At 60.1% G+C, this 15919-nt stretch carries 13 protein-coding genes; 12 read left to right on the top strand and 1 reads right to left on the bottom strand.

Features of this window, described 5'->3' with window-relative positions; translation table 11 throughout:
* Nucleotides 1–1011 precede the first annotated feature (1011 nt).
* The 12 genes from IEY07_RS23385 to IEY07_RS23330 all read left to right on the top strand — a co-directional run bounded on the left by IEY07_RS23385 (nucleotide 1012) and on the right by IEY07_RS23330 (nucleotide 15103).
* On the top strand, nucleotides 1012–2487 hold the full coding sequence (locus IEY07_RS23385) for a tyrosine-protein kinase domain-containing protein (protein ID WP_188898480.1): 1476 nt from the start codon (nucleotides 1012–1014) through the stop codon (nucleotides 2485–2487).
* Nucleotides 2488–2624: 137 nt separating this feature from the next.
* On the top strand, nucleotides 2625–4445 hold the full coding sequence (locus IEY07_RS23380; protein WP_229670589.1) for a polysaccharide biosynthesis protein: 1821 nt from the start codon (nucleotides 2625–2627) through the stop codon (nucleotides 4443–4445).
* Entirely contained in the window at nucleotides 4442–5491 is a 1050-nt protein-coding gene (locus IEY07_RS23375; protein ID WP_268239258.1) for an SDR family NAD(P)-dependent oxidoreductase, read from the top strand. Before IEY07_RS23380 ends, IEY07_RS23375 begins: the two co-directional genes overlap by 4 nt.
* Nucleotides 5492–5519: 28 nt before the next feature.
* The gene (locus tag IEY07_RS23370) at nucleotides 5520–6710 is read left to right on the top strand and encodes a glycosyltransferase family 4 protein (RefSeq protein WP_268239259.1); all 1191 of its coding nucleotides are present in this window, start codon (nucleotides 5520–5522) and stop codon (nucleotides 6708–6710) included.
* On the top strand, nucleotides 6707–7393 hold the full coding sequence (locus IEY07_RS23365; protein WP_188898476.1) for a sugar transferase: 687 nt from the start codon (nucleotides 6707–6709) through the stop codon (nucleotides 7391–7393). The genes IEY07_RS23370 and IEY07_RS23365 overlap by 4 nt, the downstream gene beginning before the upstream one ends.
* Entirely contained in the window at nucleotides 7390–8262 is an 873-nt protein-coding gene (locus tag IEY07_RS23360) for a sulfotransferase (RefSeq protein ID WP_188898474.1), read from the top strand. The genes IEY07_RS23365 and IEY07_RS23360 overlap by 4 nt, the downstream gene beginning before the upstream one ends.
* Nucleotides 8255–9460 (top strand): DegT/DnrJ/EryC1/StrS family aminotransferase, encoded by a 1206-nt coding sequence (locus IEY07_RS23355; protein WP_188898472.1) that lies wholly within the window; start codon nucleotides 8255–8257, stop codon nucleotides 9458–9460. The genes IEY07_RS23360 and IEY07_RS23355 overlap by 8 nt, the downstream gene beginning before the upstream one ends.
* Nucleotides 9453–10598, top strand: coding sequence for a polysaccharide biosynthesis C-terminal domain-containing protein (locus tag IEY07_RS23350; protein ID WP_188898470.1), 1146 nt, complete (start codon nucleotides 9453–9455; stop codon nucleotides 10596–10598). The genes IEY07_RS23355 and IEY07_RS23350 overlap by 8 nt, the downstream gene beginning before the upstream one ends.
* Nucleotides 10599–10606: 8 nt before the next feature.
* Nucleotides 10607–11710 (top strand): non-hydrolyzing UDP-N-acetylglucosamine 2-epimerase, encoded by a 1104-nt coding sequence (gene wecB, locus IEY07_RS23345; RefSeq protein ID WP_229670587.1) that lies wholly within the window; start codon nucleotides 10607–10609, stop codon nucleotides 11708–11710.
* A 76-nt stretch (nucleotides 11711–11786) separates the two neighbouring features.
* Nucleotides 11787–12989, top strand: a complete 1203-nt coding sequence (locus IEY07_RS23340) for an O-antigen ligase family protein (protein ID WP_188898466.1) — start codon at nucleotides 11787–11789, stop codon at nucleotides 12987–12989.
* A gap of 79 nt (nucleotides 12990–13068) precedes the next feature.
* Nucleotides 13069–14211 (top strand): glycosyltransferase, encoded by a 1143-nt coding sequence (locus IEY07_RS23335; protein ID WP_188898465.1) that lies wholly within the window; start codon nucleotides 13069–13071, stop codon nucleotides 14209–14211.
* On the top strand, nucleotides 14198–15103 hold the full coding sequence (locus IEY07_RS23330; RefSeq protein ID WP_188898463.1) for a glycosyltransferase: 906 nt from the start codon (nucleotides 14198–14200) through the stop codon (nucleotides 15101–15103). Before IEY07_RS23335 ends, IEY07_RS23330 begins: the two co-directional genes overlap by 14 nt.
* On the opposite strand, the gene IEY07_RS23325 is transcribed toward IEY07_RS23330, so the two are convergent.
* A complete protein-coding gene (locus IEY07_RS23325) occupies nucleotides 15100–15900 on the bottom strand; it encodes a hypothetical protein (RefSeq protein WP_188898461.1) in 801 nt (266 codons plus the stop codon). The genes IEY07_RS23330 and IEY07_RS23325 overlap by 4 nt on opposite strands.
* Between the last annotated feature and the right edge of the window lie 19 nt (nucleotides 15901–15919).

The following is a 15919-nucleotide window of genomic DNA, read 5'->3' as shown; positions in this document are numbered from 1 at the left end:
CAATGCCCCTACCCTTGAACAAACTTGACCTGGCACCGACCAATTTCAGAAATACCGTGACCAATCTGTGACAGAACCAGCGGGTTCTGCCAGGCTGCCGTGCGGGTTAAACCTTGCATCAGGCAAGAAGCTGCCAAAAGGTTACAGACTCAAGGATTTCTTCCACGGCGGCAGCAGACCGCAGTTATCGTGGCAATCGGGCCTAGGGAGCCCGGCGAGGCAAACAGAAGGTTCCCCCTTCACAGTTCCCGTGCCTCGCACAGTCCCCGCCCGGCCGGCCATGGTCCCCCGAACACGCGCCGACCGGGCGGCGGACATCACCGGCCCGGACTCTGCGCGAGGAACATGGTCCGGGCAAATCGTCAACGATGATGTCGCAGACCATGTCGAATCGCGATATTGTCGACTCGCAGGTCATATCGACCATCGCTGTGGTCGCAGCGTGATGAGCGCAGAGACTGAGCGTAACGTCCCGCACAGGCCGAACTGTCCACCAAGTAGGGCCGGGTTCTGCCGGGCGGCGGATGTACACCTGTCCAGCCGACAGGCCTTTACACAACTCGTTGACTATCGCGGTGCCCGCGCATCAGAGTTACCACCCGCTCTGTCAATGGCGGCCATGCCGGTAGGCACCACGCCAGCCAGCACCACGTGAGGGGAAAACTCGACCGCCCCGCCTTCGCACCTTGGTCGAACGCTGTGCCGAGCGAGGGAACTGAGCTGTGATGCCAGCCGCTCCGCATGCTTGGCCGCAAGAGGTCATAAATTCAACAGTTCACGTACACTCCACCCTGACGGGGGGCTATGTTGCTGATCGGATTATCTGCTAGGTTTCTTCTGTCCCAGTAGTTACACGGATCACATAGACAACGGCGCCGCGCGGAACCCTCTGGGCGACTCTTCTGCCTGAATAACGTAGTCGTTCACCTACTCGCCCGCTACTTAGAGGCGAGCCAGTGGCGGCACTCCCCCGCTCAGCCTTCGGCTGCTTATTGCTTGGAAAGGGTCGCTGTGGACCTTCAGACATTCGTGAAGATCCTTCGCAAGCGCTGGAGGATCCTTCCAGTGGCCGTTGTTGTCGTGGTGGCGTTGGTTGGTGCGATTACCTACGTTCTGCCCCGGAGCTACCAGTCGCAAGTGCAGTTCTTCGTGTCGACCGTCGATTCTAGCGACAATAGTCAGCTTGCGCAGGGCAGCACTTTCTTACAACAGCGAGTCAAGTCGTACGCTCAATTGGTAGCAGCCCCAGTCGTACTGAAACCCGTGGTCCAGGGTCTGAAGCTCGACACGTCCGCTGATGACCTAGGAACTCGGGTCAGCGCTTCCATTCCGGCGGACACAGTTCTGATCGATGTCACAGTTCACGATTCGAACGCCCGAACGGCACAAGCAATTGCCAACGCAATCGGAAGGCAATTCCCACGGAGCGTGGCGCAATTGGAGCAGGTTCCGGGGGCTGGCAACAGTCCAGTGAAAGTCACCGTAACCAAGCCAGCCACCCTCAGCCTCGCCCCGATCAGCCCGAAGCCAGCGCGAAATCTTGCGTTTGCTGCAGTTCTCGGTATGCTATTTGGTTTGGCCACTGCTTTGCTGCGACATTCTTTGGACACGAAGGTGCGCACCAAGGACGACATTGAGACGCTCGCAAACGGCACGGCCATCCTTGGTTCGATCCCTTACGACGGCGACGCGTCCAAACATGCTTTAATCCTGGGCGCTGCAACGCGATCCTCTCGGGCCGAGTCATTCCGTTCACTGCGGACGAACTTGGCTTTTGTCGGTGCGGCAGAAAATGTCCGGTCAATTGTTGTAACCTCCTCCCTCCCAGGCGAAGGCAAGACGACGACTACGGCCAATCTTGCACTGATGTTGGCCGAGTCAGGCTCACGGGTTTGTCTGGTCGAAGGTGATCTTCGCCGGCCCAAACTCCTCGACTACTTCGGCTTGGACGGTTCCGCTGGTCTCACGGACATCTTAATCGGCCGCGCCAATGCGGTCGATGTCCTCCAGCCGTATGGCAAACAGGACCTCATGCTGCTGGGGGCCGGCTCAATTCCACCGAATCCTAGTGAGCTACTTGCCTCCGCGGTCATGCGAAACGTCTTGCAAGATCTTTACAGAGATTTCGATTATGTACTCGTTGATGCGGCGCCGCTTCTCCCCGTCACCGACGCGGCCGTGCTTAGCACACATGTTGATGGAGCGCTCATGGTGGTCGGGAGTGGGCTCGTGACTAAGGATCAACTCCGGACAGCTCTTGACTCTCTCATGACAGTTGAAGCCCGACTACTTGGAGTCGCACTAAATCGAACGTCCCGTAGTGACAACTCAGATACCTACTACGACTACCGATATGAATATGCAGCCCGTCGCAAAAATGAATCTGCAACGCCCGTATCTGGCTGGGATAGGAAGTCCGCAGACGCAGTCGACGAAGATTCGACCGACAGCTTGCTGCCAGAACGATCGTCGACGCGGGTCAGTTAATGATGACTCCGGGCGTACCGATCGGGGACCGCGCAGACCATCGTGAGCCTTCGCACAATCGCGAACCTTATGCTTGGACTCGCCGGGAGCTGATCGTTCAAGTCGTTTGGGCGTCGACCGACGCCACGGTAGTTGTCATGGCGGCCTTTGCGTCAGCTTGGGTCCGGTACGACCTGCGCGTGGACGAGATACTCAGTCGCCCAATTGCGCGATTTGCTACGATTGCAGCTGCTGTCTATTTGGTTTGCGGACTGCTCATCGGTCCTTACCGAATCGGACACCTCCGTGGCTCCTTTGAGGAAACTGCAGACATTGCGCGAGCAGCTGCGGCGTCGGCGATCCCCATGGCTCTTGCGATGCTTTTGACGCCGTGGTTCACGGGTGTGCCTCGCAGCATGGCAATTTTGGTTCCTATCCTGGCCGTGGTCGGTATGTTCACATCACGGTTCGTAGTGCGTTCATACCGCCATGATCGACGGCCTGCGCTCGTGCATCTCCGCAAAGTGATTGTCTTCGGGGCGGGGCTCTCGGGGCGTCAGCTGGTGAGAGCGCTCCAGAATGATGCCGACACGTCCTTCGCTCCAGTGGCCCTGCTGGACGATGATCCCCACAAACGACGCCTGAAGATCGATGGGCTCCGAGTCCGAGGCAGTCGGAAGATGATCGGGGAGGTCGCTGCGGCCACCGGTGCGTCAGCTCTTGTCGTCGCGCTGCCCTCCGCCGACGCTCACCTGATCAGGGATCTACGCAGCCGCGCGCGGGACGCTCACCTCGACGTATTGACGCTCCCGCCAACCGATCAGCTCATCGGCGCCCCGAAGAGTGGGGACCTACGTGAGCTAGATCTGGAGGATCTGCTGGGCAGACGGCGGGTCCGACTGGATGAAGGATCGATCGCGGCTGCCATTGCAGGCAAGACGGTGCTCGTTACCGGTGCAGGCGGATCCATCGGGTCCGAGCTGGCCCGCCAGATCTCCCGATTTGGCCCGCGAAAGCTCATCCTACTTGATCGAGACGAATCGGCTCTTCATGCAACCCAGCTGAGCTTAACTGGACGTGCGCTGCTGGATGACGACACTCTTGCGCTGGCTAGCATCCGTGACCTAGGGGCCCTTCGGGCGATCTTCAAGGCTCAGTGCCCGGAGATCGTTTATCATGCGGCCGCGCTCAAGCATCTGCCGTTGCTGGAGCAATTCCCGTTGGAGGCGTGGAAAACAAATGTCTTGGGTACGCTAAACGTGCTCGAAGTCTCGGCCGAATGCGATGTCGAGGTGTTTGTGAATGTCTCTACTGACAAAGCGGCGGATCCCACTTCTGTTCTCGGCTACAGCAAGCGGCTTGCTGAGAGGCTTACGTCTCATTACGCCGATCAGCAGGGTGGAAGCAGGTTCGTCAGCGTCAGATTCGGAAACGTTCTCGGTTCCCGCGGCTCGGTGATTGAAGCGTTCACCAAACAGGTCCAGCGGGACGGCCCAGTAACCGTCACCGATCCTGACGTGCAGCGCTACTTCATGCTTATCCCAGAAGCAAGTCAGTTGGTCCTTCAAGCGTCAGCGATCGGCAGCGATGGAGATGTGCTGGTGTTGGACATGGGACAACCGGTAAAGATCCTCGATGTCGCGCAGGCCCTGATCGACCTTTCCGGTAGATCAAACATCGAGATTGTCTTCACGGGGCTGCGGCCTGGTGAGAAGCGCTCGGAGGATCTCTTTACCTCGGGGGAGCAGATCCGGCCCACATCCCACCCGCTCGTAAGGCGAGTTAGCGTGCCGGCTATCAATCCACTGGACGTGCGGAGAGCCGACCTTCTGGATCCCCTCGATGCGTTGGACTGGATGCGGACACACGCCGTCTCCTGCGCGTCGTTGAGCCCTCTGTTAGCCAGTGATGATCGATCCGAAGTACGGGCTGCCGAAATCGCAGCCGGCATTCGCCGCAGCAGGGAGTCACGACTTTGACGACGACATATCCGAGTTCGGATGGTGCAGTTGTTCTGGTCACCGGCGGGACAGGATCCTTTGGTTCCACGATGGTCCGTCGTCTCTTGGCTAATGGGGCGGCACAAGTCCGAGTCCTCAGCCGGGACGAGCTGAAACAGCACGAAATGCGAACCGAGATCGGGAGCGATCGTTTGCGGTTCTATCTCGGAGATGTACGCAATCGGGAGAGTGTCGACCGCGCCATGCCCGGCGTCGATCTGGTCTTCCACGCTGCGGCGTTGAAACAGGTTCCGTCGTGTGAGTTCTTTCCGATGGAAGCCGTGCTGACCAATGTCATGGGCAGCCATAACGTCATTGAGTCGGCTGCACGCAATGGTGTGCATTCCGTCGTATGTTTGGGGACGGACAAGGCTGCCTATCCGATCAATGCCATGGGTATGACCAAGGCGCTCATGGAGAAGACCGCGCAGGCATTCGGCCGCAACAACCCGGAATCGACCACCCGCGTCAGCACCGTCCGTTATGGCAATGTCATGTGCTCCCGGGGTTCTGTGATTCCGCTGTTTATCAGTCAGCTGCGCAATGGGCGGCCAATGACCGTAACCGACCCTGAAATGACCCGTTTCCTGATGTCGTTGGATGATGCTGTCGAATTGGTAGAATACGCTTTCCGGTCCGCTCATCCTGGTGATCTGTTCATCCGGAAGGCGCCTGCCTGCACAGTGGGGGCACTCGCGACAGCAGTGGCCGAACTCCTCGACACGGAACCTGAGATCGATATCGTCGGCACCCGTCATGGCGAGAAGCTGTACGAGACGCTTGCAACACGTGAGGAGCTGAGCCGAGCCCAGGACCGAGGGCAGTTCTTCCGAGTTGCGGTCGACGCGCGCGATCTCAACTACGAACAGTATTTTGATGAAGGTGATATCTTCGCCGGTGCGGCCGACGACTACCACTCCCACAACACCGAGCGACTCGGAGTAGCAGAGGTCAAGTCGGTCCTTGCCAACCTCCCAGAGTTCCGGACGCTGGTACGAGCATCGGAGCGGTTTGAACAGCGCTGAGCGGGGCAGTCGGTCGCATATCGTCCTCGTGCACCGCTATTTTCATCCCGATACGCCGCCGTATGCAGCTATCCTCAAGGAGATAGCCTTGGCACTGGGCGATCGAGGTATGGCCGTCACAGTTCTCACTTGTCAGCCTTCGTACAGTCGACACGTAGTTGGCCGCGCCGCTGGATCTGAACAACTTGCACCGAATGTCCGGGTACGACGCTGGTCAGTACTCCCCGACCGTTCGACGACTGCCCTCAAGATCGTCAACATGATCATTTTCATCCTTCACGTCGTGGCTGCATTGCTACGGATGAAACGGCTGGACGTCATCATGGCTGCGACCAATCCCCCAGTCCTGATCGCTTCGACGGCGTCGCTCCTTGCCAAGATCAAACGAGCACGATTCGTCTACCACCTACAGGACATCCATCCCGAGGTGTCCGTGGCCACGACAGGCAAGGCCAGCATTGCCGATCGCGTGGCAAACCTGGTGGACACCTGGACAGTTCGGCTGGCGGACCGTGTCGTCGTGCTGTCCGACGACATGGCCAAGGTCGTCGAAGAGCGCGGACGTCGCGACGCCATCATGGTGATCAACAATTTCGATCCGTGGCAACTGGGATCTCAACTGCTGCCGGAACCGAAACGGGTCGACGGCACAATTCGCTTCGTATACGCGGGCAACTTGGGCCGTTTTCAGAACCTCGAGACGCTCGCTCGGGCGATCCTTGAGCTTCGAGGCGATGATCGGTTCGCCTTCGACTTCATCGGCGACGGTGCCATGCGGCCGTGGCTGCAGCGGTTCGTCACAGAGAACCGCCTGTGGAGTGTGGGGATTCACGGTTATGTCGAGCCGCGTCGTCTTGCGGGCATGATGCGGGAGCGCTTCGACGTCGGTGTCCTGTCCCTTCATCCCGGGGTCATTCGTTGTGCCTACCCGAGCAAGATTATGTCCTATCTCCGTAATGGCCTGCCGGTCTTGGCTGTGGTCGAATCGGACAGCGAACTCATCGACACCCTGCTCCACCGCAAAGCGGGATGGACAGCCGATCCGTTGCGCCCCGATGCAATCGCCCGAGCAATGATCGAGATCGCGGAGTCGGACCAGATTTTAGTTCAGATGCGGGACAATGCTCGACAGATGTATCTTGATGAATTCGATCAGTCGCATCAACTGCGACGCTGGGGCAACCTGTTCGAGGACCTGCTCGTGGAGAACATCCGATGACGCAGAACCATACTTCAGGATGGCAACGGATTTTGGCTGGTGCAGGTCTGTTGATCACCTCCCCGGTACTCGCTGGTGCCGCCGCCGGGATCAAACTGTCCGACGGGGGAGCGGTGTTCTACCGAGCGACCCGTGCCGGTGTAGCGAGGGTGCCCTTCACCATGTACAAGCTGCGCACGATGCGGCACGGCGCCGACCAAGCTGGTTCGATCACAGCCGCCGATGACCCTCGGGTATTTCCGTTCGGCCGTTGGCTGCGGCAGCTCAAGGTCGACGAGCTGCCGCAACTCCTCAACGTCGTGAGGGGCGAGATGGCCTTGGTCGGTCCCCGACCGGAAGCCGTTGACATTGTGCGCGAGTACTACCTGCCGTGGATGGATGAGACTCTGACTGTGCCGCCCGGGATCACTGGACCTGGAAGCCTCCATTTCATCGCACAGGACCGCCAGCTTCCGAGGGACCCGGCGCAGGCACGCGAGGTCTACGCACGTGAGATTCTGCCGATCAAGCTCGCGCACGAGTTGGTGTACATCCGGTCCAGGTCTTTGGGTTACGAAATCCAGCTAATCGTCAGGACGCTACTGCGGATGTTCAGCGCGGACGGCTTGTTCGAGTCGGCGGCTGAACTCGAAGGCCGTGAGGCCCGAGCAATCCTCGGTGGAATCGGGAGCCAGACATCGTGACTCAACCCATTGTGCTGATCGGAGCCGCACGATCAGGAACCAAGATCGTTCGCGATGCTCTCGCCGAAGCAGCCGGCTGCGGACGGGTCCCCTACGACATCGGCTTTGTCTGGCGATACCGCAATGAGCGCGCCGAGAGCGACATCCTGGACCCGGCAACGGTGACACCGAGGATCAGGTCGTTCGTCCGCGACTACATCGAGCGGTACGCGACGGACGGCTCACTCAAAGTGATCGAGAAGACGGTCGGCAACGCTCTGCGCCTGCCGTTCGTCCATGCTGTACTTCCCGACGCGGTGTTCGTCCACCTCGTCAGAGATGGGGTCGACGTCTCGGAATCGATTCGACGCCAGTGGCTCGCGCCCGCCGGCGGCCGCTACGTGATGGCCAAGATGCGTCATTTTCCTCTGCGACTGGTCCCATCGTACGGCCGTAAATACACCGCTGCCCAACTACACCGCATCGCCCGAAAGTCGCGCGTCGGAACTTGGGGTCCTCGCTATCCGGGAATCGACCAGGACGTTCGCCGGGAGAGCCTGCTCACCGTGTCGGCCAGGCAGTGGCGTACCTCGGTCGAATACGCGGCATCGCAGCTTCCGCAGATCGGCGTTCCCTACTTCGACGTGCGGTATGAGGACATCGTCGCTGATCCGCCAGGAACCCTAGCGGCTTTGCTTGATGATCTTGGGTTGCCATATACCGACAAAAACTTACTTCGGACAGCGTCGAGGTTCGACCCAGGTCGCGTTGGCCGAGGAGCGACATCGCTGACATCCGAAGAACTGACCGAACTGGACCGGGAAATACGTCCGGTGCTCTGCCGCCTAGGCTATCCGTCCGCCGTCGGTCACGAGGTAAACGATGTCTGATGATTCTTTAGTTGATGTCGCGGATGCGGTACCGTTCGCACTCCCCGACATCGGGGAACGCGAGATCGCGGAGGTTGTCCAGACGCTGCGTTCCAACTGGCTAACCACCGGTCCGAAAGCACGTCTGTTCGAAGAACGCTTCGCCCAAGCGGTCAACGGCCGTCATGCCGTTGCCGTCAACTCCTGTACGGCGGCGATGCACCTTGCGCTGGAAGCCGTGGGTGTTCGCGCCGGCGACCTCGTCTATTTGTCTCCGTACACATTCGCTGCCACCGCAGAGGTGGTCCGGTACCTCGGTGCCACTCCGGTCTTCGTAGATATCGAGCCCGATACCTTGAACATCGACCTGGGCCTGCTGGCTGATCGACTCGAAAACGACCGGCTCCGCGGTTCGGGCACATCACGCGTGATCATGCCGGTCCATATCAGCGGCGTACCTGTCGATATGGAACGTGTCTGGAACCTTGCCCGCCAATATGATCTTGCGGTTGTCGAGGACGCGGCTCACGCGTTTCCGGCTTCGAGACGCGGGCAACTGGTTGGCACGATGCCCGAAGACGTGACCGGTGCTGTCTGCTATTCGTTCTACGCGACGAAGACGATCACGACAGCCGAGGGGGGCATGTTGGTCACACCGGATGCCGAAGTGGCTGAAAGGGCGCGCAGTATGAGCTTGCACGGCCTCTCGCGTGTCGCCTGGTCGAGATATTCAGCAGGCGGGACCTGGCGCTACGACATTGCGGCCCCCGGCTACAAGTACAACCTCACCGACATGGCCGCTGCACTCGGACTCGTGCAGTTGGAGCGCGCCTCCGAGATGAAAGAGAAGCGAGAACTAATTGCCGCTCGCTACGACAAGGAGTTTGCAGCATTCCAGCATCTCGAGACGCCGCGTGTACCGAGCGATGTCAGCAGTGCCTGGCATCTGTACGTTCTGCGGGTCGAGAACGAACAGGCTCGGGATTCTCTCGTCTCGCACCTGCAGCGGGAGCGCATCGGCTGCAGCGTCCACTTCATCCCATTGCATCTGCACTCCTACTACCGCGACACGTACGGTTACCTACCCGAGGACTACCCTGTCGCGACCCGTGAGTTCGGCCGGGCGGTTTCACTTCCAATTTTCAGTGCAATGTCCGAAGCGCAGGTCAGCCGGGTCATCGACGCGGTCAGTTCGTGGGCAGGAAGATTTGATGGTTAATCGTCCACCGCGCATTCTGCTGACCGGAGGCCATGGCTTCCTCGGTTGGCACACCGCCTGCCGGTTGCGTGCCATTCACGGCATCGAACCAATCCGCGTTGGCAGAAGCACTATGCAAAAGCCCGATGATCTCGACCGCATACTCAAAGATTCCGATGCCGTGATTCACATCGCCGGCGTTAATCGAGCCGACTCCGACGCAGAGGTCGAAAACGGCAACACAACCGCCGCCGAATGCCTCGCGGGCGCGCTCGTGCGGCGACGCAAGCCGGTACCGGTCGTGTACGCAAATTCAATCCAATCCACGACGTCGAGCCCGTATGGACGGGGCAAAGCCGCCGCCGCGCGGATTCTGAAGACAGCGTGCGACGGGCAGCTTGCCAACATACTTCTGCCCAACCTCTTCGGTGAGCACGGTCGTCCCCGGTACAACTCCTTCGTCGCAACCTTCGCTGATCTGATTGCGCACGACCAGGAACCCGTGGTCCACCAAGACCGCGAAGTCCCCCTGCTCCACGTGCAACAAGCCGCCCGGACGCTGATCGACATCGCGCTGGGTGGCGAGTCGGGAGATCGAACCCTTGAGGGAGATCCACACACCGTCACCGAGGTCCTGGACCTGCTGCGACGGATGCACGCGCTCTACAGCAATGGTGAAATCCCACCGCTGCCGACGCCCTTCGACAGCGATCTCTTCAACACCTACCGAAGCTACCGGTTCCCCGACATGTTCCCGCATACCCCGAAGGTCCACGCCGACCAGCGCGGAGATCTCTTCGAAGCTGTGAGATCTCACGGCGGAACCGGGCAGGCATTCGTGTCTAGCACCCGCCCCGGCGCTCAGCGTGGAGACCACTACCACATTCACAAATTCGAGCGGTTCCTGGTGATCCAAGGAGAAGCGGAAATCAAGCTTCGACGGCTTCTCCATGACGACATCGTAACGTTTCGGGTCAGCGGGAGCACACCGTCATTCGTGGATATGCCCACCTTGTGGGTACACAACATTCGCAATGTCGGCGACGATGAGGTGCTCACGATGTTCTGGTCGGACCAGCTCTTGGACCGTGCCAATCCGGATCAGTATCCGGAAGCGGTCGAGAGCAAACGATCCCCGAGTGGGTCGGTCGACGGATGATCAAAGTCATGACCATCGTCGGGACAAGGCCAGAAGTCATCAGACTCTCGCGGGTCATCAGCCGACTCGACGAATCCGTCCACCATGTCATGGTCCACACCGGACAGAACTACGACTATGCGTTGAATGGCGTCTTCTTCGAAGACCTCGGATTGCGAAAGCCTGACTTCGTTCTTGGTGTCGATACATCAAGCCTTGGGCATGTCCTCGGTGACACGCTCGTCAAGATCGAAGCGTACCTGAAATCAGAACAACCGGATGCCGTGCTGGTTCTCGGTGACACCAACAGCTGCATTTCGGCGCTGATGGCGAAGCGGTTGAGGATTCCTGTTTACCATATGGAGGCAGGAAATCGGTGTTTCGATGAAAATGTTCCTGAAGAGACGAACCGGCGTTTCGTCGATCACATCGCCGATTTCAATCTTGTGTACACCGAGCACGCCCGTCGTAATCTGCTGGCCGAGGGCTTGCACCCGCGCCGCATACATCTGACCGGTTCACCGATGAACGAGGTGATCAGCTACTACCGTCATCAAATCGACGGTTCGCCGGTACTTACCGAGCTTGACCTCCAACCATCGAAGTATTTCGTCGTGAGCGCCCACCGCGAGGAGAACGTGGATTCACCGGCACGGCTCCAGGCCCTGCTGGGATGTCTGGAAGCGGTCGCTGGTACCTACAGTCTTCCCGTCATCGTGAGCACCCATCCACGTACCCGGGATCGGCTCGAAAAGCTCGGAATCGACGTGAACAACAGCGCTATCCGTTGGCTCAATCCCTTCGGATTCAGCGACTACGTCAAACTGCAGATGCACTCCGCCTGCGTACTGAGTGACTCCGGCACCATTGCGGAAGAGTCCGCGATTCTCGGCTTCCCGGCGGTGACGCTTCGGGAGTCGATCGAACGGCCGGAGGCCCTGGACACCGGCTCGATCATGCTCAGCGGATTGGATCGGGACGACGTGCTGATCACCGTCGACGCCGCCATGACAGAGCGAGAACGAATCACTGCACCGGCGGAGTACCAGATCGATGACACCAGCCGTCGGGTGGTTCGATTCATCCTTTCGACCGTTCATCGCACCCATGAGTGGGCCGGAATCCGCCGATGACCAGGTTGACAGTCGAAGTCGTCCGGACGCGCGAGCCCACGTGGTCCCCGGGCCGCCGGGCATGTCGGAGGCCCGTGTGAACCTATCATTCGAAGCGATACTGATCGGCCTGGTCGCGCTGGCCGCGTTTGCGATCTTCGCTGTGTGCGTGACCAGCCAGAAGGTGTACGTAGCGACCGCGGTCAGCCTCTACATGCTGTCGCAAACACCCCAGGGTCACACCATCTCGGGACTCGGCATCGCAACGCGCGCGTTCGCGCTTGCGGTGCTGGCAACAGCCTGTTTCCTGCGCCCCCAGGCATACACGACGCGTGCGTCTCGAGCGCTCTTGGCGACGACAATTTGCGGAACGGGCGCCTACGCAGTGGAGATCTACAACCACGGGCGGTCCTCAAGCGCCATAGTTCCTGCTGTCGTCTACGTCCTCGTCGGGGTCCTCTTGCTTTCCGCAAGCCGAACGATTGATGCTGCGCAACTTCGCTCCGGCGTAGCTACAGCTATCGCAGGGGCCACGGGCCTCAGCATTCTGCTAGCCCTCGTAGCGCCCGGGACAGGATTGGTAGCCAACCGCCTCGCCGGTATCTTCCGAGACGCTAACTCTACCGGGTTCTTCGCGGGCCTGGGAGTTGTGATCAGCGTGATCAGCCCGCGCCTTCGTTTCCGGAACATCCTGCTCGGCATGTCCGCAATCGCTCTGATCTGGACCGCCAGCCGATCGGCGCTTTTGGCGGTCGCAGTCGCGGCTGTTCTGACCGGGGTGCGAGTCTTGATCACGAACGAGCGGAAACGTGCGCTGAAGTACGCAGTGGCCGGCATCGCGTGTGGGGCAATAATTTGGGCGAGCACCGCCCGCCAAAACCTACTTATTCTCCGCACACAGAACACCCGTGAGCCAGGCATTGAATACACCATGGAAATCGTGCGCGACCGTCCATGGATCGGCGTTGGCTACGGAAACAATCCTGTGGAAATCGCCAGCACGCCGCTGCGCTGGCTGGCCCAGGACGGAGTGCCGGCGCTGATCGCGGTGATGTTGGCTTACCTGATTGCATTGATTATCAGTTGGCGTCACGGTTGGACCGCATTCCTGGTTATGACCTTCGGCATTACCAGCTCGCTGTTCGAGGGTTGGTATCTTGCCGGCGGATCCGGACTCTTCATCGCATTCTGGCTGGCACACACGTCAACTCTCCGACAACCGTCGACGTCCGCCCATCCGATATCTCAAGAAATACCCATTCCGAACGTCCGCCGGAATAGCGAGTTCAGAACTCGCTGATGCATCCGCTATCCGACGTGCCCCACGAATTCCTTGCATACAGAGGCGTGTCTATGCCGTGCACCGACGGCTTCCTATCATGAAGGAGCATTTCAACGCCATGCTGAAAGGCAATCCGGCGGTCTCCAAGCCATGCGCCGGATTGTCAGGATATCGCCCTGATATCTTGGTGATCACGCAGTCCGTTTCACCCAATTTCGCCCCAGTTCTGGACCGACTCGCGACACGGTTCAACATCTTAGTCGTTTACCTGTACCCGACCAGTCCACGGGCCAGTTGGGGGGACTTGGAGATAAGGCATCCTTACATCGTTCTCTCGGACAGCTGGTTGAATGCGGCCAAGATCCTAGTCGCAGCGCTCCGACCGGGAGCGCCCAAGGCCTTGGTCGTCATGGGTTACAAGGGCCCGCTTCGGTTAAGCGCGTTGGTGGCCTTCCGCCTACGAAGGCGACCGATCGTGTCTAGGACCGACTCCAACGCCATCGCGCTGACTGGCGAACCGCGACTCAAACGAGCAGCGCGTCGACTCGCGTACCGAATGATCTTTCCCGCTCGCACCCGCATCTGGACGATCGGGCAGGCAAACACTTCCTTCTGGGAGTCCTATGTCGGCCGCGGCAATACGCACCTGATCCCGTATTCGACCCCAGTTCTACCGGACTCGCTCGGTCATCCTCCCAGTCCACGTAAATCAGACCCAACCCGCATGCGCTTCCTGTTTGTCGGCCGGCTCACGGCGGTCAAGGATGTCGGACTGCTCATCGACGCCTTCGAAGAACTGACCCGACCAGAGGAGCGGGAGTGGACACTCGCCATCGTCGGCGACGGCGAGTCCGCTGCCGACTGGACTCGGCGGGCTGCCAATGACGCGCGCATCAGCTTCCACGGTGCCGTGGACCATCATCGGCTGGATGAGCATTACCACCAGTCCGACGTCTTAGTGCTCCCTTCGCGCCAGGAGGCATGGGGACTGGTTGTCAGCGAGGCTCTCGGATTCGGACTGTACGCCGTCGTCAGCGACCGGGTCGGAGCTAGCGAACTCATCAGCGATCCCGCTTCCGGCACAGTCTTTCCCGCGGGCGACCGGACGGCGCTGATCGCGGCCCTCCGGCGCGCCGCCACGCAGCCGATGCGCCGACCGGTACCGCCGTACGATCCCACCGACGACATGGCCGATGATCTGGAAAAGCTGCTGGCAGGAGATGACGATGCCTATTGGTAAGCCCCGGCTGTCGTTGGGGGGTCTAGCGGTCGAGCAGTCCCTCGTCTCCGTGGGCTTCGACTGTGACACACCAGGCGCTGCACTGATCGAAACCGCTCCCCCGACCGTTCGCTACCGCACTGTTCTTGTCCAGAACGCCTGGAACGTCCTTCCAGATGGCGCTTTCCAGAAACATCTCAAGCGATATCCCCGCTCACACCGCCGAAGGGCCACGGCTCGTCGAGCCCTCGCCCGGTGGAACCTGTGCCGAACAGCCAAGGTGGTCTGTCTCACGCATGCCGTCGCGAGCCTCGTGAACCAAAGCCTCGGGATCCGCAGTGTGGTTGCCGAAGCAACGGTCCCGGTACACGACTGGTCCATCCACGACCGCCACCTCAAGAAGAGCGAAAACGCCAAACCCGCTTACGCGCTCGTCCCCGGCACCATTACCTGGTACAAACGACCGCAGGCTGCCCTCGATTGGCTAGCAGAGCATGAGCCGAACATCCGACAGATCAAGATCATCGGAAAGGACGATGGCTCGGGCTGCTTGCAGGACCTGCAGCGTTCAGCCGAGGAGCGATCGCTGCTCATCGAACAGCAGGTCGTTGACCATGCCAACCTGTATCCCCTGTACGCGGCCGCGGCCGTCACCATCCTGCCGAGCTCGTTGGAGAGCCTCGGTCTCGGGCTGAGCGAAGCACTGGTGCACGCATCGCGGGTCGTGGCGAGCGCTATTCCGGCTCACAGGGAAATCGCCGGCCGAGTCGGCACGGAAGCAGAGTGGATGTTCACCTCTAGCTCATCCGGCGGAGAGCAGGTCCGTCCGTCCCGCGCATCACAGATCACGCTAGAGGAAGCACGGACCGAATGGAGGCGGGTCGGTGAAGAACTGGAACTGGCGTCGCTCTAAGGCCGGTCAAGCTCGCTCTGAGGCTTGTCAAGATAGCCGTATCGGCGCATCCAGGGACGAAGCATCGTCGCGACACCGGTCCTCCAAGGGAGCCCGGCGGCCTGCCACCGAGCGTCGAGCTGGAACGTTCGAGTGCCTTGTTGGCGTACCGGATTGGCCACGAGTTGATGCCGCGTCAACTCGACAGCGGGCTGTTCGCGGTAGCCCCAGCGCGCCATCAGGTATGCGACGGCGTCGGAACCCAAGTCCTCGTAGCGGATCATGGGCGTTCCGATTGGTACGACTCGATCTGCGGCCGAGTTCATCGCCCACCAGTAACGGATGCCACGGATTCCGCCATGGGCAACCATCTGAGTTACGGCTCCTTGGGTCGTCACTTGGGCCTTGGGACGCGCGAGCGAGTACAAGACGCCTCGTGGATCACGTACGAGCCGGATCGCCGGGGTGTGTTCGAACGCCTCGAATCCGCCCGAAGCCCGCGCTAGGCCGTAGAAGAAGGGATGCTTGGATGAGTCCACAACCAGATGCGAGCCCGCTGACTCGGCCGCCGCCCCAACAGCGAGGTACAGCCGAGAGACTTCTGTGCAGTACCACTGCATCGTCTTGTTCAGTGGCAGTCGCAGCGTCTGCAGCCAGCTTCGATAGTTTCGGACGGGCATGACCCGACGATTGGTCTCCTGCATGAAGCGCCTGGTATCGGGGTCCAACAAGCCTTCGTACCTGCCGACGACCTCGCACCAGAACGAACATTCCAGAGGACGGTTCATGCATGCACAAAGGATTTCACTGTTTTCCATCGCTCCCCAGACGCCTATC

Source organism: Microlunatus endophyticus (assembly GCF_014646195.1).
In the GTDB taxonomy this organism is placed as follows: Bacteria; Actinomycetota; Actinomycetes; order Propionibacteriales; family Propionibacteriaceae; genus Microlunatus; species Microlunatus endophyticus.
This window is presented reverse-complemented; position numbering and strand designations above follow the sequence as displayed.

What these genes read in the sequence shown, in the direction of transcription:
- IEY07_RS23380 (WP_229670589.1), top strand. Translation starts at nt 2,625, where the DNA reads ATGGCGGCCTTTGCGTCAGCTTGGGTCCGGTACGACCTGCGCGTGGAC.
- IEY07_RS23365 (WP_188898476.1), top strand. Translation starts at nt 6,707, where the DNA reads ATGACGCAGAACCATACTTCAGGATGGCAACGGATTTTGGCTGGTGCA.
- IEY07_RS23355 (WP_188898472.1), top strand. Translation starts at nt 8,255, where the DNA reads ATGTCTGATGATTCTTTAGTTGATGTCGCGGATGCGGTACCGTTCGCA.
- IEY07_RS23350 (WP_188898470.1), top strand. Translation starts at nt 9,453, where the DNA reads ATGGTTAATCGTCCACCGCGCATTCTGCTGACCGGAGGCCATGGCTTC.
- wecB (WP_229670587.1), top strand. Translation starts at nt 10,607, where the DNA reads ATGACCATCGTCGGGACAAGGCCAGAAGTCATCAGACTCTCGCGGGTC.
- IEY07_RS23335 (WP_188898465.1), top strand. Translation starts at nt 13,069, where the DNA reads ATGAAGGAGCATTTCAACGCCATGCTGAAAGGCAATCCGGCGGTCTCC.
- IEY07_RS23330 (WP_188898463.1), top strand. Translation starts at nt 14,198, where the DNA reads ATGCCTATTGGTAAGCCCCGGCTGTCGTTGGGGGGTCTAGCGGTCGAG.
- IEY07_RS23325 (WP_188898461.1), bottom strand. Translation starts at nt 15,900, where the DNA reads ATGGAAAACAGTGAAATCCTTTGTGCATGCATGAACCGTCCTCTGGAA.